Source organism: Streptomyces sp. V3I8 (genome assembly GCF_030817535.1).
Taxonomy (GTDB): Bacteria; Actinomycetota; Actinomycetes; order Streptomycetales; family Streptomycetaceae; genus Streptomyces.
Map to the genome: position 1 here is coordinate 6130562 of NZ_JAUSZL010000002.1, position 24794 is coordinate 6155355.

The 24794-nt window shown below is 70.1% G+C and carries 7 protein-coding genes; 3 read left to right on the forward strand and 4 right to left on the reverse strand.

The features are described 5' to 3' along the window. Window positions 1-47 precede the first annotated feature (47 nt). Genes QFZ75_RS27210 through QFZ75_RS27220 form a run of 3 tightly spaced genes read right to left on the reverse strand, consistent with a single transcriptional unit; the run spans window position 48 to window position 3767 of the window. Window positions 48-1433 carry an NDP-hexose 2,3-dehydratase family protein gene (locus QFZ75_RS27210; protein WP_307540953.1) on the reverse strand — a complete coding sequence of 462 codons (1386 nt, stop codon included), beginning with the start codon at window positions 1431-1433 and terminating at the stop codon, window positions 48-50. Further along, window positions 1430-2734 carry a lipopolysaccharide biosynthesis protein RfbH gene (gene rfbH / locus QFZ75_RS27215; protein WP_307540954.1) on the reverse strand — a complete coding sequence of 435 codons (1305 nt, stop codon included), beginning with the start codon at window positions 2732-2734 and terminating at the stop codon, window positions 1430-1432. Before rfbH ends, QFZ75_RS27210 begins: the two co-directional genes overlap by 4 nt. Beyond that, window positions 2727-3767, reverse strand: coding sequence for an NAD(P)-dependent oxidoreductase (locus tag QFZ75_RS27220; protein WP_307540955.1), 1041 nt, complete (start codon window positions 3765-3767; stop codon window positions 2727-2729). The genes rfbH and QFZ75_RS27220 overlap by 8 nt, the downstream gene beginning before the upstream one ends. A gap of 336 nt (window positions 3768-4103) precedes the next feature. Between QFZ75_RS27220 and QFZ75_RS27225 the strand changes: the two genes are divergently transcribed. Together QFZ75_RS27225 and QFZ75_RS27230 are read left to right on the forward strand one after the other, a co-directional pair. Next, window positions 4104-5423, forward strand: a complete 1320-nt coding sequence (locus tag QFZ75_RS27225; protein ID WP_307540956.1) for an activator-dependent family glycosyltransferase — start codon at window positions 4104-4106, stop codon at window positions 5421-5423. Window positions 5424-5515: 92 nt separating this feature from the next. Next, complete coding sequence (locus QFZ75_RS27230; protein ID WP_307540957.1) at window positions 5516-6820, forward strand: activator-dependent family glycosyltransferase; 1305 nt, start codon at window positions 5516-5518, stop codon at window positions 6818-6820. Here QFZ75_RS27230 and QFZ75_RS27235 read toward each other — a convergent pair. Beyond that, window positions 6817-7569 carry an AfsR/SARP family transcriptional regulator gene (locus QFZ75_RS27235; protein WP_307540959.1) on the reverse strand — a complete coding sequence of 251 codons (753 nt, stop codon included), beginning with the start codon at window positions 7567-7569 and terminating at the stop codon, window positions 6817-6819. The two genes, QFZ75_RS27230 and QFZ75_RS27235, sit on opposite strands and share 4 nt — an antisense overlap. 882 nt (window positions 7570-8451) lie before the next feature. Here QFZ75_RS27235 and QFZ75_RS27240 point away from each other — a divergent pair. Beyond that, window positions 8452-24789, forward strand: a complete 16338-nt coding sequence (locus tag QFZ75_RS27240) for a non-ribosomal peptide synthetase (RefSeq protein ID WP_307540962.1) — start codon at window positions 8452-8454, stop codon at window positions 24787-24789. The last annotated feature ends 5 nt before the right edge of the window (window positions 24790-24794 follow it).

The following is a 24794-nucleotide window of genomic DNA, read 5'->3' on the forward strand; positions in this document are numbered from 1 at the left end:
CGTCCACGGGGCCCGGCCACAGTGCGTGGTGCACGCGGCGACAGGCTTCAGGCCTTCAGCGTGTTCAGGCAGATCAGGAGCGTCCGTGCCTGGACGCTGACGTAGTGGCTGTACTGAACGAGGGCGGCCAGCTGGTCGCGCGAGACCCAGCGGAATCCGGGCGGAGCGTCGAGCGGCGCCTCGCTCTCGTCGGCCTCCACGACGAGGTAGCGGCTCACCGCGTCCAGGAAGCGTCCGCCCTCCTCGGAGTGCAGCGCCGAGTAACGGATCCGGGACGGGTCGGCCGCCGTCACCAGGTCGAGGAAGCGCGGTCTGTCCTCGGCGGGCAGATGCGCGTAGTTGCCGGGCGTGCACTGGACGGTGGGGCCGAGCTCGGCGTCCAGGAAGCCGCCCTCCGCGCAGGCGCGCACGAGCACATGCGGCACGCCCTCGACGGAGCGGGTCAGGAAGGCGACGATGCCTTGTCCACGGGGTTCGAACAGGGGCTGGGTCCAGCGGCTGACCTCGCGGTTGCCCGCCTCCACGGACACGGCCACGACACGGAAGTACCGGTCGTCCTCGTGGTCGACCGTGTGGGTGCCGGTCGTCCAGCCGGGAAGGCCGGACAGCGGGACGCGTTCCGCGCGGATCGGGGTCACGGAGCGCACGGCGGAGAGCCAGGAGAGCAGCTCCGTGTCGGAGTGCAGGGCATGGGAAGCGCTCGGGCCGTACAGGCCGGCCAGGGCCGAGCGGGCGTCCATGTTCACCGTGTTGTCGTGGCCGAGGAGTTCATGGATCTGGCCCAGGGTGAGCCAGCGGAAGTCCTCGTGCTCCGGCACCGGACCGATCGCCTCGACGACCATGTTGCGGTTGCGCTTGCGGTGGAACCAGGAACCGTGCTCGGACTGCAACACGTCCGACAGGACGCGGCCCCGGGACGGGTCGGTGAAGTACTCCAGATGACGGACGGCCGCGCCCTTGTGGACCTTGGTGTAATTGCTGTACGTCGCCTGCACCGTGGGCGACAGCTGCAGCAGCTCGGGGTTGCCGGGCTCCATCTTGGCCTGCATCAGGAAGTGCAGGGTCCCGTCGAACTCCCGGGCCAGGATGCCCAGGATGCCGACCTCGGGCTGGACGATGATGGGTTGATGCCACTGGGCGCGACCGGGTTCCTCACCGACGCCGACGCGCAGCCCCTCCACGGTGAAGAAGCGACCGCTGCGGTGCACGAGATTTCCGGTCCCCGGGGCGAACGACCAGCCGTCGAGGGAGTCGAAGGGGATGCGGTCCACCGTGAAACGGACTTCCTTGCGGCGCTGGTGGAGCCAACCGCGGATCTCGTCCGCGGACTCGCCCGTCAGCGCGGCAGCGGACCGTGCGACGCGGTCGGGCAGCGTGGCATCCTGCCTGGCCCTGAGCGCCGGCCGCGGCGACGTGTCCCCCGTCGCGGTCATCGGTGGCTTCCCACGAAGTCGGACACGGAGGAGATGATGTAGTCGAGCATCTCGTCGGTGAGGCCGGGATAGACGCCTACCCAGAAGGTGTGCTCGGTCACGATGTCGCTGTTCGTGAGCGTGCCGGAGACCCTGAACTCGCGGTCGGAGTAAGCCGGGTGGCGCGTCAGGTTCCCGGCGAACAGCCTGCGCGTGCCGATCTTCCGGCTCTCCAGGAAGTGCACGAGTTCCGAGCGGTGGAAGGGCGCCTCGGGGTCGACGGTGATGACGAAGCCGAACCAGCTCGGGTCGCTGCCCGGAGTGGGCTCCGGCAGCAGGAGCCACGGAACATCCGCGAGGCCCTCCCGCAGCCGGCTCCAGTTGCGCCGCCGCGCCGCGCAGAAGTCGTCGAGTTTCTCCAACTGGGCCAGACCGAGCGCGGCCTGGAGGTCGGTCGCCTTCAGGTTGTAACCCACGTGCGAGAAGATGTACTTGTGGTCGTAGCCGGCCGGCAGCGTCCCCATCTGGTAGCCGAACCGCTTGCGGCAGGTGTCGTTCTCGCCCGGTTCGCACCAGCAGTCCCGGCCCCAGTCCCGCAGCGACTCCACGATCCGGGCCAGTGCCAGGTTCGAGGTGAGCACACAGCCGCCCTCGCCCATGGTGAGGTGGTGGGCCGGATAGAAGCTGACGGTGGTGAGGTCGCCGAACGTGCCGACGAGCTGCCCGTTGTAAGTGGTGCCGACGGCGTCGCAGGAGTCCTCGATCAGCAGGAGGTCGTGTTCCTCGGCGAGCTGTGCCACCTCCGCGACCTCGAAGGGATTGCCGAGGGCGTGCGCGAGGATGACGGCTCGGGTGCGGGGACCGATCGCCTTCTCGATGCGTTCGGCCGTGGTGTTGTACGTGTGCAGGTCGATGTCCACGAAGACGGGGACGAGACCGTTCTGCAGGATCGGGTTCACGGTGGTGGGGAAGCCCGCCGCCACCGTGATCACCTCATCGCCGGGCCTGAGCCTGCGGTCCCCGAGCTGCGGAGACGTCAGGGCGGTGATGGCCAGGAGGTTCGCCGAGGAGCCGGAGTTGGTCAGATGCGCCTTGCGCCGCTTCATTCTGCGGGCGAACGACGACTCGAACTTGCGGGACGACTTGCCCGCCGCGATGCGCATGTCCAGGGCGGCCTCGACGAGAGCTGCCCGGTCGTTCTCGTCGAGCACCGCACCGGACGGCCAGATCTCCGTGACGCCGGGAACGAAGGCCCGGTCGTCCTGGATGTCCAGATGGTGCTTGCGGACCTCATCGAGGATGTGCGCGGCCCGATCACTCATTGCTGTCCTTCCCTCGGCCGTTGGCCGTCGCGGAGTTGGGTCCTTGTGGCACCTCGGGGGCGGGCACTCCCGCGGTCGCGAGCAGATCGCGGACGGAGTCCGCCAGGACGCGACGCGGTGCCCAGCCGAGCAGTCGACGTGCCCGTGAGATGTCCAGGCGCTGCCACAGGGTGTCCGAGCGGCTCGCCTGTGCGGCCTGTTCCTCCTGTACGAGGACGGAGCGGCCACTGCACGTGATCATCAGGTCGACGAGCTTGCGGATCGGAACGGTTTCGCCCCGCCCGATGTTGACGACGGCCCCCGCGTCGGCGATCGCGGCCGCCGGAATCCGGGCCGCCGCCACGACGGCCTCGGCCACGTCCCGCACATCCACCACGTCGCGATGGGCGAGCAGGGGTGCGAGCCGCAGCACGTCGTGCCCCGCCGCCAGGTTGGCGGCCACGGTCCCGGGCAGGCTGCCCGGCGGGGCGCCCGGTCCGCACGTGACGGAGACACGCAGCACGAGTCCGTTGACCTCCCGTTCCCGGACGGCGCGGACGACGGTGCGGGTGCCTGCCAGTTTGGTGCGGCCGTAGGCGGTCGCCGGTGCGGGCGGCCAGTCCTCGTCGATGAAGTCGTCAGGACCGGCCGGTCCGTACTCGTGGGTGCTGCCGAGCTGGATGAGACGGGGCCGATGCGGCAAGGTGGCGACGGCGTCCGTCAGCCGCTCCACCAGGCGGGTGTTGAGCTCGGTCATCTCGTTCTCGGTGCCCTCCCAGACCGCGCCCACGGCGTTCACCACGACCTGCGCCCCGGAGTCGACGCACAGGCGGACGAGTTCGGCGGAGCCGGCGGCCGTGAGGTCGAGGTGCACGGTGTCGGGCACGACGTCCCGGGGCACACCGCCCGATCCGTTCGCACCGTCACGGTGGGCGCCCCGGCTGACCCGGATCACCCGGGCGCCCGCCGCGGCGAACGCCGTGCAGATGTGCTGGCCCAGGTAGCCGGTCGCACCCAGTACGAGGACCGACTGGCCGGTCAGTACTCGGTTCACGGGCGGGCACTGTCCTTGTCGTAAGCCGTGCCCGTAGTGAGCGCGGTGGCGATGGCGTCGACTTGGACGCATTGAACCTGTGCGAACTGAGGCTGAAAGCTCCCTGCCATCCGGCCCTCCCACTCTGTAAGTGCTCCACACGAACCGGTGCGGCGAGTCTGGCGCGCGCGGCTAAAGCCGATCTAGGCCCGGTCTTTCGCGCCGTAGGCCGAAGGAGGAGGGGGAAGGGGAGGGGATCACAGCGGTGCCACGGCCCACGGTTCGGTTCGAGGCGGGTCAAGAACAGTTCAAGGTCCGCTTAAGCCGGGTCGGCGACGGTTCGACGTAACGAATTCTATGGAGGAGTTGACTGTGCGCGTCTTGTTCGTGACATGGCCTTGGCAGACTCACTTTCAGCCCACCGTGCCGCTGGCCTGGGCGCTGCAGACGGCGGGGCACGAGGTGCGTGTCGCCAGTGGTCCGGAACTGACGGATGTCATCACCAAGTCCGGCCTGACGGCGGTGCCGGTGGGCTCCGACGTGCCCGTCCTGCAGAAGCTGACCGAGACCTTCACCGAAGAGCACCAGGAGATCGTCGACACCCTGGAGAAGCTCGGCCCGCGGGACGACCTCCTCTTCGAATTCGCCGACAACCGCGAGGAGATGCTCACCTGGGACCGGATGCGGTGGCTGACACGCTACCTCGCCGAGATCCTCAAGGGCATGAACGACTCGATGGTCGAGGACCTGGTGGAGTACAGCCGCTGGTGGAAGCCCGACCTGGTCGTCTGGGACTGGCTGAGCTACGCGGGCTCGATCGCGGCCACCGCGGTCGGTGCGGCCCACGCGCGCATCCACGCCGAGATCGATGTGGACGCACGGTTCCGGCGCAACTTCGTGCGGGTGCGCGAGGAGCAGGCCCCGGAGGTCCGCGAGGACGCGATGGCGGACTGGCTCGGCGGCTGGGCGGAGAAGTACGGAAAGTCCTTCTCCGAGGAGATGGTGTCCGGACAGTTCACCATCGACCACATGCTCGGTTCGCTCCACCTGGAGACGAACGTGCCACACGTCGCGGTCCGTTATGTTCCGTACAACGGGACCTCCGTCGTGCCGGACTGGATCCGCCGGGACCCCGCCAAGCGCCGCGTGCTCGCGACCTTCGGAGTGAGTCAGGAGAAGAGCGGCGACTACCAGGCTTTCTCCATCGAGCAGTTGCAGGACATGCTGGACTCCCTGGCCGACCTCGACATCGAGCTCGTGGTGACCCTGCCCGAGCAACTCCAGAAGGAACTCAAGCGCGTTCCCGACAACACGCGCCTGGTGGAGTTCGTGCCGCTGCACACCATCATCCCGTCGTGCTCGGCCGTGATCCATCACGGAGGGGTCCCCGCCTTCCTGGACTCGGTCGCCCATGAGGTGCCCCAGCTGTTCGTCGGCCGTGTCGTTCCGGACGTCGAGGAGCGCGGTGAGCGCATGGAGGAGGCCGGGGCCGGTCTGAGCATCCCGCCCGCGGAACTGAGCGGGAAGCGGATCAAGGAGAGCCTGGTGCGGCTCCTGGACGAGCCGGCGTTCCGCGAAGGCGCGGCGCGGCTGCGGGAAGAGCGGCTCACCCAGCCGACGCCCGCCGAAGCGGTCCGGGAACTGGAGGCGATGGTGGAGCGCCTGCGTTCCCGCTGAGCCCGTCATCGTCAGGTGTCCGCCGGGGGTCCCGAAGCACCGGCGGAGAAGCGGGTCCCGATGATGCTGTGTCTACGGAGGAGTTGACCGCTGTGCGCGTTTTGTTCGTCACCATTCCCTGGCGAAGCCATCTCCACCTCGTCGTGCCGACGGGCTGGGCCCTGCAGAGCGCCGGGCACGAGGTGCGTGTGGCCAGTGGCCCCGAGCTGACCGAGGTCATCACCAGCTCGGGTCTGACAGCGGTCCCGGTCGGTTCCGACGAGCCCGTCATGGAGAAACTGGAACGGCTGCAGGACGCGGAGGTCCTGAAGAAGGTCGAGGAACTCGCGGAGCGCGGCGACCTCCTGGTCGACATGTCGGAGAACCGCGAGGAGGAGCTCACCTGGGAGCGTCTGCGATGGGCGTACCGGATGTACCGAAAGACCCATGCGGCCATGAACGACTCGATGGTCGAGGATCTGGTGGAGTACTGCCGTTGGTGGAAGCCCGACCTGGTCGTCTGGGACTGGCTGAGCTACGCGGGCCCGATCGCGGCCACCGTGGTGGGAGCGGCCCACGCACGCATGCCGATCGGGCTGAACGTCGAGGCTCAGATGCGGGCGAACTACCTGAGGGTGCGGGAGCAGCAGGCCCCGGAGAACCGCGAGGACCCGTTGGGGGATTGGCTGGGAGAGTGGGCGCAGAAGTACGGTAAGTCGTTCTCCGAGGAGATGGCGACCGGACAGTTCACCATCGACCAGATGGTGGGGTCGATGGTGCTGACGTCGGACGTTCCTCACCTGCCCATCGACTACGTCCCGTACAACGGTCCCTCCGTCGTGCCGGACTGGACCCGCAGCACTCCGTCCAGGCCGCGAGTTCTGGCCACGTTCGGAGTGAGCCTGGAGCAGGCGGTGCGGCATCAGGCCCTGTCCGTCGAGCAGTTGCAGGGGATGCTGGACTCCGTCGCCGACCTCGACATCGAGCTGGTGCTGACCCTGCCCGAGCAACTGCAGAAGGAACTGGAGCGCGTTCCCGACAACACGCGCCTGGTGGAGTTCGTGCCGTTGCACGTCATCATCCCGTCGTGCTCGGCCGTGCTCCACCACGGTGGCATCGGCCCCTTCCTGGACTCCATCGCCCATGAGGTGCCCCAGCTGATGGTCAGCCGGGTTCTGCCCGACATCGGCGAGCGTGGTCCGCGACTGCAGAGGGCCGGGGCCGGCCTGTGGGTTTCGGGCGATGATCCGGAAGAGCTGAGCGGGGCGCGGATCAGGGAACACCTGGTGCGCCTCCTGGAGGAGCCGGCGTTCCGCGAAGGTGCCGCGCGACTGCGCCGGGAACTGGCCGCCCAGCCGACACCCGGCGAAGCGGTCCGGGAACTGGAGTCGCTCACCGACCGCTTCCGTACCCGCTAACGCCCCTCGTCCATCAGGATCGCCCGTTGGACGTCCTGGAGTGCGGGGCCGGGCTCGACGCCCAGCTCGTCCCGGAGGGTGCGGCGCGCCCGCTGGTACACGAGCAGGGCGTCGCCCCGGCACTCGCTGCGGTGCAGCGCCATCATGAGCTGCCGGTGAAAGGCCTCCCGCAAGGGGTGCTCCGTACTGAGGAGATAGAGGTCGCTGACGAGTTCGCGGTGGTACCCGAGGGCCATGCGCGCTTCGATCAGGCTCTCCATGCACTCCAACTGGGCTTCGCTGAGCCAGGTGCGCAGCCCCTTGAGGATCGGTCCCGGTACCCCGTCCGAGAGGAAGGGGCCCCGGCACAGGGTCAGCGCGACCTCGAAGCCGCTCATCGCGGCCTCGTACGCGCCGCTCCTGAGGTGGGCCCGGCCCTCCCTCATCAGGCGCTTGAAGTCGAGGAGGTCGATCTCGTCGGACCCCAGCGTCAGCAGCATGTACCCCGGGGGTCTGGTGAGGACGGGACTCGTCTCCTCCCCGGGGCGGCCGAGCATTTTGCGGATCTGGGAGATGTACACGTACAGGCCCGCGGTGGCGCTGCGCGGCGGGTCGTCGCCCCAGATCTCCCTGATGAGCTGGTCGGCGCCGACGACCTGGTCGGAGCGGGCGACCAGCGCGGCGAGAAGGGTTTCCACCTTCTGCGCCTTGATGGTTTTCGTGCTCGTTCCGTCGATGACGCGGAGCTGCCCCAGAATCTCGTATCGCACGCTGTGCACTCCCAATTCCTGGAAAGACGTTCGTCCGGGCCGGGCGACGCTGCTGCCCGAGAGAGCGCTTCGTCTGCACGGCAGAGAATTCATGCCGAAGCCAGTGAATTCGGAACGGCAATCCTTCTGCTTCTGGAATGTCTGCGGTGTGATCGTGCGCAATTCGGCAGATGCATGAAAGTCAGGACGACGTCACGCGAACTTCGATCGAGGAGTTCAGTGCCTGCCGGCCCGGAAGACTTGGGGATCGGTGTCGAAGCACGGTCGGACCTCACTTCGGCTGGGGTCGAACATACCTCAGGTCGGCCGTGGTGGACCGGGCGAAGCGGGCGCTCGACGTCCCGTTGACGGGACGGCCCTGCCGGACGGGATGAAGTCGATTCAGGGGTCCCGGCCGAGCATTGACAGGCTGCCGGGTCGACGTGCTTACCTGATGGCACCGTGCGGGGCGATCAAGGTGGAAGCCGGGTCGTAAGGGGGGCGGAAGCCTACGGGAGAGGCGAAGTGCGGTAGTCCTGGCGTTGACCGAGACGCTCAGGAAGGCTGTTGTATCGTCATTCCCCGTCAATTTCCGGTGACGCTGGTCGGATTTTGTAATGCATCCCGTACTCCCGGAGACTGTTGTGCCACAGGAATGAGCGGAAAACTCTCAACGAAGAGTCGTCCTCTTTCCCTGCCGCTTTCCGCTGACCGTCGGCATCCGGGTGGCGATTCCAGGCCGGCGAACCGCCTCGGCGGCAGGATCGGCAGGACGCCCGGGGCGGCGTGTTCAACCGGGCGGTGTGTACGAGGCTTATGGCGTCGCCGAATCGGCGCACACGGTGAAGGACGCACCATCGGCGAATCGCCGCGTCTGCGCAGGATGAACAGGAGTTCCTAGTAATGATCCCACTGTCTTTCGCGCAGCGGCGTCTGTGGTTCATCGACAAGTTCGAGGGCCCCTCCGCGACCTACAACGTGCCCTTCCTCGTACAGCTCACCGGGGAACTGAACACCGCGGCGCTCACGGCGGCGGTCCGCGACGTGGTGGCCCGTCACGAGAGCCTGCGCACCCTGATCGTGGAGAACGCCGAAGGGATTCCGGCGCAACAGGTGGTCCCGGTCGAGGAAGCCCTCCTGGACATCCCGCTCGTCGAGATCGGCCCCGAAGAGGTGGACGAGGCGGTACGGCGGGCCGCCGGCCGCACGATCACGTTGTCGGTGGAGATACCCGTCCGTGCGACCCTGTTCCGCACGGGCGCACAGGAACACCAGCTGCTGCTCCTGATCCACCACATCGCCAGCGACGGCGAGTCCATCCTCCCGCTCGCGCGCGATCTGGACGCCGCCTATACGGCCCGGGTCAAGGGTGAGGCACCCGGCTGGCCCGAACTCCCGGTCCAGTACACCGACTACACACTGTGGCAGCGCGAACTGCTCGGCGACGACCGGGATCCTGGCAGCGTTCTGGCGACTCAGCTCGACTACTGGCGTGACGAGCTGTCCGGTGTGCCTCAGCCTCTGCGCCTGTCCACGGACCGGCCGCGCCCCCCGGTGGTCAGCCACCGGGGCGATGTCGTCGAAGGCGGTGTCGGCGAGGATGTGCTCGACAAGGTCGAGAAGCTCGCCAGGCGCACCGGGGTGTCGGCACCGATGGTGTTCCAGGCCGCGCTCTCGGTCCTCCTGCAGCAGCTCGGTGCGGGCCAGGACGTCGCGATCGGCTCCACCATCGCGGGCCGGCGGGACGCCGACCTGGCGGATCTGGTGGGCTTCTTCGTCAACACGTGGGTTCTGCGTACCGACCTGTCGGGCGCCCCCTCCTTCGAGCAGGTCCTGGAGCAGGTGCAGCACAAGGCGCTGGCCGCGTACGACAACCAGGACGCCCCCTTCGAGCGCCTCGTGGAGATGCTCAACCCCGAGCGCTCCACCGCGTACCACCCGTTGTTCCAGGTGATGTTCACCTGGTCGACGGGCGCCCGGCTCGACTTCGGCCTTCCGGGCGGCCTGCAGGCCCGCATCGCCCCGCTCTGGACGTCGATGGCCAAATTCGACCTGGAATTCAGCTTCTTCAACGAGCCCGGCGAACCGGGGCTCGCGATCTACCTGGAGTACGCGACCGACCTGTTCGACCGGTCCACGGCGGAGGCCGTCCTGGACCGCCTCGTGCGGTTGGTCGAGCAGCTGATCGACGCGCCGACCCGCGCCGTCGCGCTCTCGGACGTCCTGATGCCCGGCGAACGCGAGCTGGTTGTGCACACGTTCAACGACACGGACGCCGAGACGCCCGACCTGAGCATCATCGGCCTGATCGACCGTCAGATCGCCTCGGCCCCGGATGCGACGGCCCTGGTCCATGACGACGTGACGCTCTCGTACGCCGAACTGGACGCACGCGTGCGACGCCTCGCGGCGGAGCTGACCGGACGCGGAGTGGGCGCGGAATCGCTGGTGGGCCTGGCCCTGCCGCGCTCGGCGGACCTGATCGTGGGCATGCTCGGTATCTGGCGGGCAGGCGCCGCCTACCTGCCGATCGACCCCAGGTACCCCAGCACGCGGCTGGGCCACATCCTGTCCGACGCGCGCCCGCACCTCGTGCTGACCAGCGCGGACACGGTCGATGTACTTCCGGTGTCCGACGTGCCCAGTCTGTTCGTCGAGGACATCGACTTCGACGCCGAGGGCTCGGACACGCAGCGGGCCGTGGTGCGGCCGGCGAATGCCGCGTACGTGATGTACACCTCGGGCTCCACCGGCACGCCGAAGGGCGTGACGATCACCCACCGGGACGTGGTCAACGGTGTGCTCCGGCTGGCCGACGCGGTCGGCATCGGTGGGCGGACACGTGTCCTCGCGGGCACGTCGGTCAACTTCGACGTCTCCGTCTTCGAGACCGTGACCACGTTGGCCGCAGGCGGCACCCTCGAGATCGTCCGCGACGTCCTCGTCATCGGTGAGCGGGGCGGCTGGTCCGGAGGCGTCATCAGTACGGTCCCCTCGGTTTTCGCCGAACTCCTCGACCAGGTGGGCGGGAAGATCAGGGCCGACGCGATCGTCTTCGCCGGTGAGACGCTGCCGGCCTCGCTGGTGCAGCGCGTCCGTGACGTGATCCCCGGCGCACGGGTGATCAACGCCTACGGTCAGACGGAGTCGTTCTACGCGACCGTCTTCATCGCGGAGGAGGGCTGGACCGGCGCGGCCGGTGCGCCCATCGGTGCCCCCCTGGGCAACATGCGCGCCTATGTGCTGGGCTCCGGTCTGCAGCCGGTCGCGCCGGGTGTGGTGGGCGAGCTGTACGTGGCGGGCAACGTGGCGCGCGGCTACCTCGGAAAGGCCCGGCTGACCGCCGAGCGCTTCGTCGCCGATCCCTACGGTCCGGCCGGAGCGCGGATGTACCGCACCGGTGACCTGGCCCGATGGAGAGCCGACGGCCGGCTGGAATACGTCGGCCGTGACGACGCCCAGGTGAAGGTGCGCGGCTTCCGTATCGAGCCGGGCGAGGTGGAAGCGGCACTCACCGCACACCCGGGTGTGGCACAGGCCGTGGTGGCCACGCGCCGGATTCAGGACCGGACCCAGCTCGTCGGCTATGTGGTGCCGACGGACATGGAGGACTCGGGGCCCGGCGCGGTGAACAGCCTGGGAGACCTGGACTTCGACCTGACGGCCGCCGTCTCCGCGCGCGAACTGCGCAGGTTCGTGTCCGGCAGGCTGCCGGAGTTCATGGTGCCGTCGCTGTTCGTGATGCTGGACCGGATGCCGCTGGCCCCCAACGGCAAGCTCGACCACAAGGCGCTGCCCGAGCCGGAACCCACCGGTTCCGCCTACCGTGCTCCGGGCACCCTGGCCGAAGAGGTGCTCGCCTCCGTCTACGCTGAGGTGGTCGGCCTGGACCGGGTCGGGCTCGACGACGACTTCTTCGCCGTCGGCGGCGACAGCATCCGCTCCATCCAGGTCGTCACCCGGGCCAGGGCCCGGGGGGTCGAGGTCACCCCGCGGCAGATCTTCGAGTGCCGCACCGTGGGCGAACTCGCCCGGGCGGCCCGGCACGGCGGTCAGGCCGATCCGGTCCTGGCGGAGCTGGAGGGCGGTGGCGCCGGCTTCATGCCCCTGCTGCCCATCGGCCACTACCTGGCGGAACTGCACGACGACATCGACCGGTTCACCATGGCGATGACGGTCGAGCTGCCGACCGGGATCGACCGGGACGGGCTGGAGGCGACGCTCTCGGCGGTCTTCGACCGCCACGACATCCTGCGTTCCAGGACGGTCACCGGCGAGCGGACGGGCCTGGAGGTCACCGCGCCCGCCACCGTCGACGTGACGCCGCTCATCCACCGCGTCGCGGGTGACGGCAGCTGGGGTCAGGCCTGGCGGGAGCAGGCGGTCGCCGAACTCGACCGTGCGGTGGCCCGGCTGGACTCGGCGAACGGAGTGATGGCGCAGTTCGTGTGGTTCGACGCCGGCCCCGGGAGCCCCGGACGTTTGAGCATCCTGCTGCACCACTTCGCCGTGGACGGTGTGTCGTGGCGCATCCTGCTGCCCGATCTCGCCGCCGCCTGGCGGCAGGTCCGTGACGGGCATGCTCCGCGGCTGCCCGAGGTCGGGACCTCCGTACGCCGCTGGGCGCACGCCCTGAACGAGGTCGCCGCCGAGCGGGCCGAGGAACTTCCCCTGTGGCGAGAGATCGTGTCCGGTCCCGACCCGCAGCTGGGCGCACGTCCCTTCGACCCGGCCGTCGACACCATGTCCACCGTCGGCCATGTCTCCCTGGAACTGCCGACCGGGGTCACCCAGGCCCTCCTGACCACGCTGCCCGCCGCCTTCCGCGGCGGCGTCAACGACGGTCTGCTCACGGCGCTGGCTCTCGCCCTCGCCAAGTGGCGCAAGGGCCGCGGCATCGACGAGTCGTCCGCGCTGATCCGGCTGGAAGGTCACGGCCGCGAGGAGACCGTCGCTCCCGGAGCCGACCTCTCCCGCACCATGGGCTGGTTCACCAGCATGTACCCGGTCCGCCTCGACGTCGCCGGAGCCGACCTGGACGAGGCCATCGCGGGCGGTCCGTCCGCGGGAACGGCGGTCAAGGCCGTCAAGGAGCAACTGCTCGCCGTGCCGGACAAGGGCATCGGCTACGGCCTGCTGCGCCACCTCAACGCCGGGACCGCGGCAGTCCTGCGGGAGTACGCGTCCGGACAGATCACGTTCAACTACCTCGGCCGGTACACCGGCGCGTCCAACATGCCCGAGGACCTGCGGGGCCTGGGTTTCACCCAGGTCGAGGACACGACCATGCTGGTGCCCCGGCTGGACGGCGCCATGCCCGCCCTGGCCACCCTGGGGATCGGCGCGTACGTCACCGACACCGAGCAGGGCCCGCGCCTGGACGCCCGCCTGGACTTCCCCGTCGGGCTGCTGAGCGCCGACGAGGTCCAGCAGCTCGCCGACCTGTGGCGCGCCGCCCTGGAAGGCCTCGCGCTGTACGCCGCCGGGCCGGCCGCGGGGGGCCTCACGCCCTCCGACGTGCCGCTGGTCACGGTGAGCCAGAGTGAGCTGGACACCTGGCAGGAGACGTACGCCGGCCTGAGCAGCGTGTGGCCGCTGACCGCGATGCAGAACGGTCTGCTCTTCCACACCGAACTGGCCGGCGCCGACTTCGACGCCTACCAGATGCAGCTCGTCTTCCACCTCGCCGGCGAGGTGGAGCCGCAGCGGCTGCGGGCGGCCGGGCAGGCGCTGCTCGACCGCTATCCCAACCTGCGGGCCGCGTTCGTCACCGACAGCGCGGGGGACCGGGTCCAGATCGTCCAGAACAGCGTCGAACTGCCATGGGACGAGCGCGACTTCAGTGACCTTCCAGCAGCGGAGCGGGAAACGCGGCTCAAGCGTTTCCTGGCGCAGGAGCACAGCACCCGCTTCGACGCGGCCCGAGCGCCGCTGCTGCGGATCTCGCTGGTCAAGCTGACCGCGGACCGATGGGAACTGGTACTCACCGTCCACCACGTCCTGTTCGACGGCTGGTCGGTGCCGCTGGTGATGCAGGACCTGCTGCGCCTGTACGGCTCGGCCGGTGACGCCTCCGTGCTGGGCAGGGCGCGCGACTACCGGGACTTCCTCGTGTGGCTCGACCGCCAGGACCACGAGGCGACCGCCCGGGCGTGGGCCCGGGAACTGGACGGCGTGGAGGAGCCGACGCTGCTGCTGCCGGCGGTCCCCGCCGAGGGGGGCGAGTCCTCCGGGGTCGGACAGGTCGACGTACCGCTCACCCCGGAACGGTCCCGGGAGCTCTCCCGCCGGGCGAGCGAGCTGGGGCTGACGCTCAACACCCTGGTCCAGGGGGCGTGGGGCATCCTTCTGGCTGGGCTGACCGGGCGTCGTGACGTGGTGTTCGGAGCCACCGTCTCCGGGCGGCCGCCGCAGGTGGCGGGTGTGGACGAGATGGTCGGCATGTTCATCAACACCCTGCCGGTCCGGGTGGACTGCGCCCCCGGCGAGTCGCTCGGCACCGTCCTCGGCGACCTCCAGGAGCGGCAGAGCGCACTCCTCGACCACCATCACCACAGCCTGCTGGAGATCCATCGGGCCACCGGCCTGCGGACGCTGTTCGACACGATGGTGGTCTTCGAGTCGTACCCCATCGACAGCGCGGCCCTGAGCGAGGCGTACTCGGCCGCCGGGATCTCCGTGACCGGACTCAGCCCGCTCAGCAGCACCCACTACCCGCTGATCGTGACGGCTTTCGCCGAACCTCATCTGAGGGTCAGCCTGCAGTACCAGCACCACCTCCTCGACCTGGAGCAGACGGCCACCATCGCCCGCCGCTTCGGGCGCGTCCTCACCCAGCTGGCGCTCGACCCGTGGTCTTCGCTCAGCGAGGTGGACCTGCTGGAACCCGCGGAGCGCGCACGGTTCCTGAACGACGTGAACGACACCGCCACCGGGACTCCCGAACTGACCATCCCCGGTCTGTTCGAGCGAAAGGTGGCCGGGACGCCGGACAGGACCGCAGTGATCTGCGGTGGGACCACCTACAGCTACGCGGAGCTCGACGCCCGTGCCAACCGGCTGGCGCGCGCGCTGACCGGGCGTGGGGTCGGCCCGGAGACGATCGTCGGTCTGGCACTGCCGCGCTCGGCCGACCTGCTCACCGGATTCCTCGGCATCCTGAAGGCGGGCGGCGCGTACCTGCCGATCGACCCCGCGTACCCGAGCACCCGGCTCGGCCACATCCTGGACAGTGCCCGGCCGCAGCTGGTCCTCACCGACGCGGACACGGCCGGGGTGCTCCCCGGGACGGACGTCCCGACGCTCCTCCTCGGTGACGTCGACCTCGAGAGCGGCGACACGTCCGTGGAGTCGAGGGCGCGGCCGCAGCACGCGGCGTACGTGATGTACACCTCCGGTTCCACCGGCACACCGAAGGGCGTGGTGGTCAGCCACGCCAACGTGGTCAACGGCGTGACGGGACTCGCCGAGCGGGTGGGCGTGGACGCGGACACCCGGATGTTCGCGGGCTCCTCCGTCAACTTCGACGTGTCCGTCTTCGAGATCGTCACGACGCTGGCCCGGGGCGGCACCGTCGAGGTGGTCAGGGACGCCCTCGTGCTCGCCGAGCGCGAGACGGTGTCGGCGAGCGTGATCAGCACGGTGCCGTCGGTCTTCGCCGAGCTGGGCGACCGCATGGCCGCCATCTCCGGTCTGAAGACCGTGGTCTTCGCCGGCGAGGCACTGCCCGACACGCTCGTGCGCCGTATCCGCGGATTCCTGCCCGAGGTGCGCATCGTCAACGCCTACGGACAGACCGAGTCGTTCTACGCCACCACGTACGCCGTCGAGGCGGGGCAGACCCGCCAGGACGGCGACCGGACCCCGATCGGCACGCCGCTCGGGAACATGCGCACCTACCTCCTCGGTCCCGGCCTCGCGCCCGTACCGCCCGGGGTGGTGGGGGAGCTGTACGTCGCGGGGAACATCACCCGCGGCTACCTCGGCCTTGCCGCTCTGACCGCCGAACGCTTCGTCGCCGACCTCTACGGTCCGCCCGGCGCGCGCATGTACCGTACGGGCGACCTGGCCCGCTGGACCGCCGACGGGCAACTCGTCTACGTCGGCCGTGACGACGACCAGGTCAAGATCCGCGGTGTCCGCGTCGAGCCCGCCGAGGTCGAGCGTGCCCTGGCCACGCACCCGGACGTCGTCCAGTCCGTGGTCGTCGCCCGGAGCGCGCAGGGCACGGGGGACAAGCAGCTCGTCGCCTACGTGGTGCCCGCCCCGGCCGGCGGCGGCCGCCCGGAGCAGGACCAGGGGGCCGAGGCCCTCGTCGGCTCGTTGCGCCGCTATCTGCAGGACCGCCTGCCGGCGCACCTGGTGCCCACCGCCGTTGTCGCCATCGACTCCGTGCCGCTGGCCGCCAACGGGAAGCTGGACCGCAAGGCGCTGCCCGCGCCGGACTTCGCCGGAGCGGCCGAGGGCCGAGGTCCGCGCACCGCTCAGGAAGAGCTGCTGTGCGAGCTGTTCGCCGAGGTGCTGCACGTGGAGCGGGTCGGTATCGACGACGACTTCTTCGACCTCGGCGGCCACTCGATCATGGCCACCAAGCTCGTCAACCGCATCCGCGTCTCGCTGCGTACGGAGGTGGAGCTGCGGGCCCTCTTCGCACATCCCACCGTGGCCGGACTCGTCCCGCACCTGGACGGCGCCGCGGGCACCCGGGCGCCGCTGGCTCCCGTCGTGAAGAGGCCCGAGCGGCTCCCGCTGTCCTTCTCCCAGCAGCGCCTCTGGTTCCTGTACAAGTTCGAGGGCCACGCGGCGACGTACAACATGCCGCTCGTCCTGCGGCTCAGCGGTGACCTGAACGTGCGGGCCCTGGAGGAGACGGTCAACGACGTCGTCACCCGGCACGAGATCCTGCGCACCGTCTACCGTGAGGTCGAGGGCAGGCCGCACCAGCACGTCCTGGGGGCGGAGAAGGCCCGCATCGGCCTGCCCCTGCGGCACGTGGCGGGTGACGAGGGGCTGGCCGAGGCCATCAACGCAGCGGCCCGGCACCCCTTCGACATCGCCGTCGAGATTCCGCTGAAGGCCGTTCTGCTCGGCGTCGGCCCAGAAGAGCACGTCCTGGTCCTTGTGATCCACCACATCGCGGCCGACGGCTGGTCCGCGACGCCCCTCGCGAAAGACCTGGCCACGGCCTACGAGGCCCGCGCCCGGGGCGCGGCCCCCCGGTGGACACCGCTACCGCTGCAGTACGCGGACTACGCGCTGTGGCAGCAGGAGCTCCTGGGCGACGACGACGACCCGGACAGCCTGTTCAGCAAGCAGTACCGCTACTGGTCCCAGCAGCTGGCCCGGCTGCCCGAGACGGTCACCATCCCCAGCGACCGGCCCCGCCCCGCGGAACTCGACCGCAGTGGCGACGTGCTGGAGTTCACTATGGACGGCGCGCTGCACGAGGGCGTCGCCGGCCTGGCCCGGGCCACCGGCACCACCCCCTTCATGGTGCTGCAGGCGACCATGGCCGCCCTGCTCACCCGGCTCGGTGTGGGCACCGACATCGCTCTGGGCAGCGGCATCGCGGGCCGTGTCGACGAGAACCTGAACGACCTGATCGGTCTCTTCGTCAACGTGCAGGTGATGCGCACCGACACGTCCGGCGACCCGACCTTCACCGAACTGCTCGGCCAGGCCCGCAGGACGAGCCTGGCCGCGTACACCCACCAGGACATTCCCTTCGAGGCCCTGGTGGAGAAGCTCAATCCGGAGCGCTCGGCCTCGGTCAACCCGCTCTTCCAGATCGCCCTGATCCTGCAGAACACCGAGGACAAGGACTTCGAGCTGCCCGGTCTGCGCGTGGTCAGCGAGGGTGTGGGCACCGGGACGTCCCGCTACGACCTCACCCTGAGCCTCAGCGAGACGTTCGAGGACCGCACCGCGCCGGCGGGCATCCACATCGCCGCCGAGTACTCCACCGAGCTGTTCGACGCCTCGACGATCGAAACGCTGATCGCCCGCTGGGAGCGGCTCCTGGCCGCCGCGGTCGCCGACCCCTCGCAGCGCATCGGCGACGTGGTACTGCTCGCCTCCGAGGAACGCCGCGCACTGCTGCTGGCCGAGCAACACGCCGAGCGGACCGTGGCGGCGGCCACCTTCCCGGAGCTCTTCCGGGCGCAGCTGCGGCAGTCGCCCCAGGCACCGGCGGTGGAGTCGGTCGACCAGACATGGTCGTACGAGGAGTTGAACGCACGGGCGAACCGGATCGCGCACTGGCTGATCGCCCGGGGTATCGGGCCCGAGCAGTCGGTCGGCGTGGCCATGCCGCGCGGCGCGGACCAGGTCGCCGTGGCTCTCGCCGTTTTCAAGGCGGGCGCCGTCTACCTGCCCGTCAACCTCGACTACCCGGCCGACCGCATCCTCTTCATGCTCAACGACGCCGTCCCCGGTGTCCTGCTCACCACCCGGGCCGCCCTCGACGAGCTGCCCGACGGGCTGACCACCGAGGCGCTCCCCGTCGACACCCCCGACGTCCGGGCGGCCTGGCAGGACAGTCCGGTCACCGACCCCGACACCACCCTGACCCCCGCCCATCCGGCGTACATCATCTTCACCTCCGGCTCGACCGGCCTGCCCAAGGGCGTCACCGTCACACACGCGGGCATCGCGGCCCTCAGCCGCACCACCCAGGAACGCCTCGCGCTGACCCGGGACGCCCGTGTCCTCCAGGTCGCGGCCCCCAGCTTCGACGCCGCCTTCTGGGAGCTGGTGCAGACCCTCACCACCGGCGCCACCCTCGTCATACCGACGCAACAGCGTGTCGTCGGCGACGACCTTGCCCGCACGCTGGCCGACCGCCGCATCACCCACGTGATGCTGCCGCCCAGTGTGCTCACCGCGCTCCCGGCCGACGCCTCCCACGCCCTGACCGAACTGCGCACCGTCACCGTCGGCGGCGAGGCCTGCCCGCCCGCCCTGGTTGCGGCCTGGGCACCGGGTCGCCGCTTCGTCAACGCCTACGGACCCACCGAGACCACCGTCTGCGGCGCCATCAGCGCCCCCCTCACCACGGACCACACGCCCATCGGCACCGCCGTGGCCGACAACCGGGTGCGTGTGCTGGACGAGCGCCTCGCCCCGGTCGCGCCGGGCACCCCCGGCGAGCTCTACGTAGCAGGTCCCAGCCTCGCCCGCGGCTACCTGAACCGCTCCGCGCTCACCGCCGAGCGCTTCGTCGCCGACCCCTACGGACCCGCCGGCACCCGTATGTACCGCACCGGGGACATCGTTCGCCAGGGCGCCGACGGACAGCTCGACTACCTGGGCCGCAGCGATGACCAGGTCAAGATCAACGGCTTGCGCATCGAGCCGGGCGAGATCGCCGCGGCACTCGGACACCACCCGGGCGTCGCCCAGGCCGTCGTGACCGTGCACGAGAACAAGGAGGGCGAACGGCGCCTGGTCGGCTACGCGGTTCCGGCGCCGGGGGGCGGAGGCGGCAGCCTCGACGCCGGCGCACTGCGCACGTTCCTCTCCGAGCGGCTGCCGGACTTCATGGTGCCCTCGCTGTTCATGCTGCTCGACAGCCTGCCGCTCACGCCCAACGGAAAGCTCGACAAGGCCGCACTGCCCGAGCCGGAGGTGACCGGTGGCGCCTATCAGGCACCGCGCACCGACGCGGAGAAGGCACTCGCCGCCATCTACGCCGAGATCCTCGACCGGGACCGGATCGGCCTCGACGACGACTTCTTCGCCCTCGGTGGCGACAGCATCCGTTCCATCCAGGTCGTCTCCCGGGCCCGCGCACAGGGCATCGAGGTCACACCGCGGCTGATGTTCAAGCACCGCACGGTGGCCGCGCTCGCCGAGGCCGCCGCGGCCGGCGGCCAGAGCGGGCGGTCCGCCCGCCGGGAGCCCGCGGGCGGCGGCACCGGCTGGATGCCGCTGCTGCCCGTGGTCCGCCAGATGAGTGAGCATGTCGGAAGCTACGACGGATTCGCCATGTCGATGGTGGTGGACCTGCCGGCGGGCATCGACGAGAGCGGATTGATCGCCACCCTGTCCGCGGTCGTCGATCACCACGACATACTCCGCTCCCGCCTCCGCGTCCGCGCGGGAGAGCCCGGGCTGGACGCGGGCAGGCCCGGCACCGTCGACGTGGCCGCGCTCGTCAGCCGCAGGCCCTGTACAGGCGACTGGCACGACCCGGCCTGGCGGCGGGAGACGAAGGCCGCGGTGGACGCCGCCGTCGGCGAACTGGACTCGAAGACCGGCCGGATGGCCCGCTTCATCTGGTGCGACGCAGGCCCCAACACCTCCGGACGACTGATCCTCGTCCTGAACCACCTGGTGGTCGACGGTGTCTCCTGGCGCATTCTCCTGCCCGACCTCGCCCAGGCCTGGGACCACGTGCGCCAGGGACGCACGCCTCAGCTGGCCGCGGTGTCCACGACGATGCGCCGTTGGTCGCACGGCTTGGTGGAGGCGGCCGCGTCGCCCCAGCGGGTGGCCGAACTCGCCCTCTGGAAGCACGTGCTGGACGGACCCGACCCGCTCCTGGGCTCCCGCGCCCTCGACCCGGCCGTCGACGTACGGGCCACCATGGAGACCGTCCAGGTCAAGCTGACCTCTCGGATCACCGAGGCGCTGCTGACGACGTTGCCCGCCGCCTTCCACAGCGGGGTCGACGACGGCCTGCTCACGGCCCTCGCGCTGGCCATGACCAAGTGGCGCAGGGCACGGGGCGACGGGGAGTCCTCGGCTCTGATCCGCCTCGAAGGACACGGCCGTGAGGAGGCCGCCGTGCCGGGCACCGACATCACGCACACGGTGGGCTGGTTCACCAGTGTCTACCCTGTCCGCCTCGACCTCGGCGGCCTCGACCTCGACGAGGCCGTCGCGGGCGGCCGCTCCGCGGGCAACGCCGTCAAGGCGGTCAAGGAGCAGCTCCAGGCGATCCCGGACAAGGGCATCGGTTACGGCCTGCTGCGCCATCTCAACCCGAAGACCGCCGAGGCACTCAAGGACCTGGACGAGGGGCAGGTCTCCTTCAACTATCTGGGTCGGTTCGCCTCGGGCGGCCAGGGGCAGGAGGCCGGCGACGCGGGCTGGACGATGTCCGCCGACCTGGACGAGCTCGCCCCCGAACTGACCACGCCCGCCCTGACCGTCGTGGACATCACCGCCCATGTCGTCGAGACGGCGCAGGGTCCGCAGCTGAGCGCCGGCATCTCCTTCCCCACCGGGCTGCTCGGGCGGGAGGAGGTGCAGGAGTTCGCGGACCTGTGGCGCACGGCCCTGGAAGGTCTGGCCCGGCACGCCACGGAGTCCGGTGCGGGCGGACTGACTCCGTCGGACGTGCCGCTGGTCCGGCTGCGTCAGCGGGACCTGGAAATGTGGGAGGAGAGTTACCCGGGCGTGGCCGACGTATGGCCGCTCACCTCGATGCAGTCCGGCCTGCTGTTCCAGAGCCAGCTGGCCGGCGCCGATTTCGACGCCTACCAGGTCCAGCTGATCTTCCACCTGACCGGTCGGGTGGAGCCGGAGCGCATGCGTGCCGCCGGTCAGGCAGTGCTCGACCGTTACGACAGTCTGCGCACCGCGTTCGTGGCGACCAGCGCCGGTGAGCAGGTACAGGTGCTGCTGGGGCGTGTCGAACTGCCCTGGCAGGTCCTCGACTGGAGTGACCTGCCCGAGGCGGAACAGGACACGGCCTACCGGGAACTCCTCGTCCGGGACCAGGCAGCCCACTTCGACCTGAGCGCCCCGCCGATGCTGCGCCTGACCCTGGTGAAGCGGGCGGCCGAGCGGCACGAGCTGATCCTCACCGTCCACCACATCGTGTACGACGGCTGGTCGGGCTCTCTGGTGCTGCAGGACCTGCTGCACCTGTACAGCACGCACGGAGACGCCGGGCAGCTGGGCCGGGTGCGCCCCTATCGCGACTTCCTCGACTGGCTGTCGCGCCAGGACCACGAGGTCGCGGCCCGCGCCTGGACCGCCGAGCTGGCCGGGGTGGACGAGCCCACGCTCGTGGCCCCGCAGACCCGGCAGGAGACGAGCGGCAACCACCGGCACGTGGGTGTCGACGTGGACCAGGACACGGCGCGCCTGCTGTCGCGCCGCGCGACGGAGCTCGGGATCACCCTCAACACCCTCGTGCAGGGCGCCTGGGGCATGCTCCTGGGGGGCCAGACCGGTCGTCAGGACGTGGTGTTCGGCGCCACGGTCTCAGGGCGTCCGCCCCAGGTGGCGGGTATGGACGAGATGGTGGGGCTGTTCGTCAACACCCTTCCGGTGCGCGTGAGCCCGACACCCGGGCAGACCCTGGGCGAGTTGCTGCAGGACCTGCAGGACCGGCAGGCCGCCCTGATGGACCACCACCACTTCGGGCTGGCCGAGATCCACCGGGCCACCGGGCTCGGGACCCTCTTCGACTCGGTGGTCGTCTACGAGTCCTACCCGGCCGACGTGGACGGTCTGGGTGAGATGCAGAGCGCGGCCGGGATCACCGTCGCGGGCATCGACGGCGAAGCGACCGTGCACTACCCGCTGGGCCTGCTCGCCGAGGCCGACCCGGACCTGCGGCTGACGCTCGGCTACCAGGACCATGCCCTCGACCCCCGTACCGCGCAGCGCCTCGCGGACCGCCTGGCGCGGATCCTCCGGCACATCGCGGCGGACCCCGGAACTCCGGTGGTCCTGGTCGACGTGGTGGAACCGGCGGAGCGCGAACGGCTGCTGACCGACTTCAACGACTGCGCCACGGACGTTCCGGAAGCGACGATCGCCGCGCTGTTCGGAAGGCAGGCCGCGGCCACCCCCGACGCGGCCGCGGTGGTCTTCGGTGACATCACGCTCACGTACCGGGAGCTGGACGCCCGGGCCAACCGGCTCGCGCGGGTCCTGGCGGCGCGCGGTGTGGGCCAGGAGTCCGTCGTCGGGCTGGCGCTGCCGCGCTCGCAGGAGTACGTCGTGGCTGTGCTCGCGGTGGTGAAGGCGGGAGGCACTTATCTGCCCCTCGACCCGGAGTACCCCGCCGAGCGGCTGGACTTCATGCTGAGCGATGCGGCACCCACCGTCCTGGTGACGGACGAGAAGATCTCGGCGGGGCTGCCCCGGGGCGGCTGCGCGCACCTGGTGATCGACGAGCCCGATGTGGCCGAGGAGATCGCCGCGTCCTCGGCGCAGCCGCCGGAGGCCGCCTCGGCCGGGCAGGCGGATCAGCTCGCCTACGTGATGTACACCTCGGGGTCCACGGGCCGGCCCAAGGGGGTCGGGATCACGCACCGGTCGGTGGCGGTACTCGTGGCGGACCGGTGCTTCGGCCAAGGCCGTCACCAGCGGGTCCTGATGCACAACACGCAGGCATTCGACACCTCGACCTATGAGCTGTGGGTCCCCCTGCTGCGCGGCGGCGCCATCGTCATCCCGCCCCCCGGGCGCCTGGACCCGGCCGGTCTCATGCACATGATCGCTGAACACGGGGTGAGCGGTCTGGCCATGACGGCGGGACTGTTCATGGCCATCGCGGAGGAGACGCCCGAGGCGTTCGACGGGGCGCGCCAGGTGTGGACCGTCGGTGACGTAGTGACCCCGGCCGCCCTGAAACGGGTGCTGGCCGCGTGCGAGGGCCTGTCCGTCGTCAATGGCTACGGGCCGACCGAGACCACCGCGGCGACCTCCATGCACGCCATGGAGGACGCGGCGGAGTTGGGCGATGTGGTGCCGATCGGGCATCCCATGGACAACACGCGCCTGTACGTGCTCGACGCTGCCCTGCGCCCGGTGCCGCTGGGCGTTCCCGGCGAGCTGTACGTCGCGGGCGAGCGTCTGGCCCGCGGTTATCTGGGCCGCTACGACCTGACCGCGCAACGCTTCGTGGCATGCCCCTTCGGCGGGCCCGGCGAGCGCATGTACCGCACGGGTGACGTGGTGAGCTGGACCGAGGAGGGCGACCTGCTCTTCCACGGCCGCGCCGACAACCAGGTCAAGATCCGTGGCTTCCGCGTCGAACCCGGTGAGATCGAGGCCGAGTTGGCCACGCACCCGGGTGTCGCCCAGGCCGTCGTCATCGCCCGGGACCACCGGAGTACCGGTATGCGCCTGCTCGCCTACGTCACCTCCGCCGAAGGGGACGGGCCGGACGCCGACGAGCTGCGGGCCTACACCGCGCAGCGGCTGCCTGAACACATGGTGCCGTCCGCGTTCGTGACCATGGAAAAGTTTCCGCTGGCCGCCACCGGCAAGGTGGACCGCAAGGCGCTGCCCCTCCCCGAGATCACCAGCGACGCCGCCTACCGCGCGCCGCGCACTCCCCAGGAAGAGCTCCTGACCGCTGTGTTCGCCCAGATCCTGGGCGTCGGGCGAGTCGGTGTCGACGACAGCTTCTTCGACCTCGGCGGCCACTCGCTGCTCGCCACCAAGCTCATCAGCAGAATCCGCACGGTGCTGAGCGTGGAGGTGCCGATCCGTCTGGTCTTCCAGGCGCCCACCGTCGCGGAACTGGCCGCACAGCTGACCGGGAGCTCCGGGCCCACGGGCGAAAGCGACCCGTTCGGTGTGGTGCTGCCGCTGCGGACCGGCGGGAGCGGGGCTCCGGTGTGGTTCATCCACCCGGGCTTCGGCCTCTGCTGGTCCTATCTGGGCATGGCCGTCCAGCTCGGCGACCGGCCGGTGTACGGCATCCAGGCGCGCGGCTTCGACGGATCACCACTGCCCGAGAGCTTCGCGGCCATGGTCGTCGACTACACGGAGCAGATCCTCTCCGTACAGCCGGAGGGGCCCTTCCAGCTGGTCGGGCACTCCCTGGGCGGAGCCCTCGCACAGGCCGTCGGCGCCGAACTCCAGAACCGCGGGCACGAGGTGCCCCTGGTCGCGCTCCTGGACGCCGTCCCGGGCGATTGGTTCGCCCAGCAGTCCGAGGCGCACCTGGACCGGTCCGAGTCGCGCGACTTCCTGGAGGGCTACCTACCGGGTGACGCGGACGATGAGAGCCGCCGGACCGTCGTCGAGAACGGGGCGACCGTCATGGTCGAACACACGCGCATGGTGAAGAAGTTCACCCAGCCCGTCTATCGCGGCACTGTGCTGTTCTTCAGCGCGACGCAGAGCCCTCAGGCGCAGCCGGAGCTCTGGGACCCGTACGTCGAGGGCGCACTGCACGCGTACGACATCGACTCCACCCACTTCGGGCTGACCGCACCGAGGCCGGCGGCCGACATCTGCGCCCTCATCAACCACCACCTCCATGACTAGGGAGA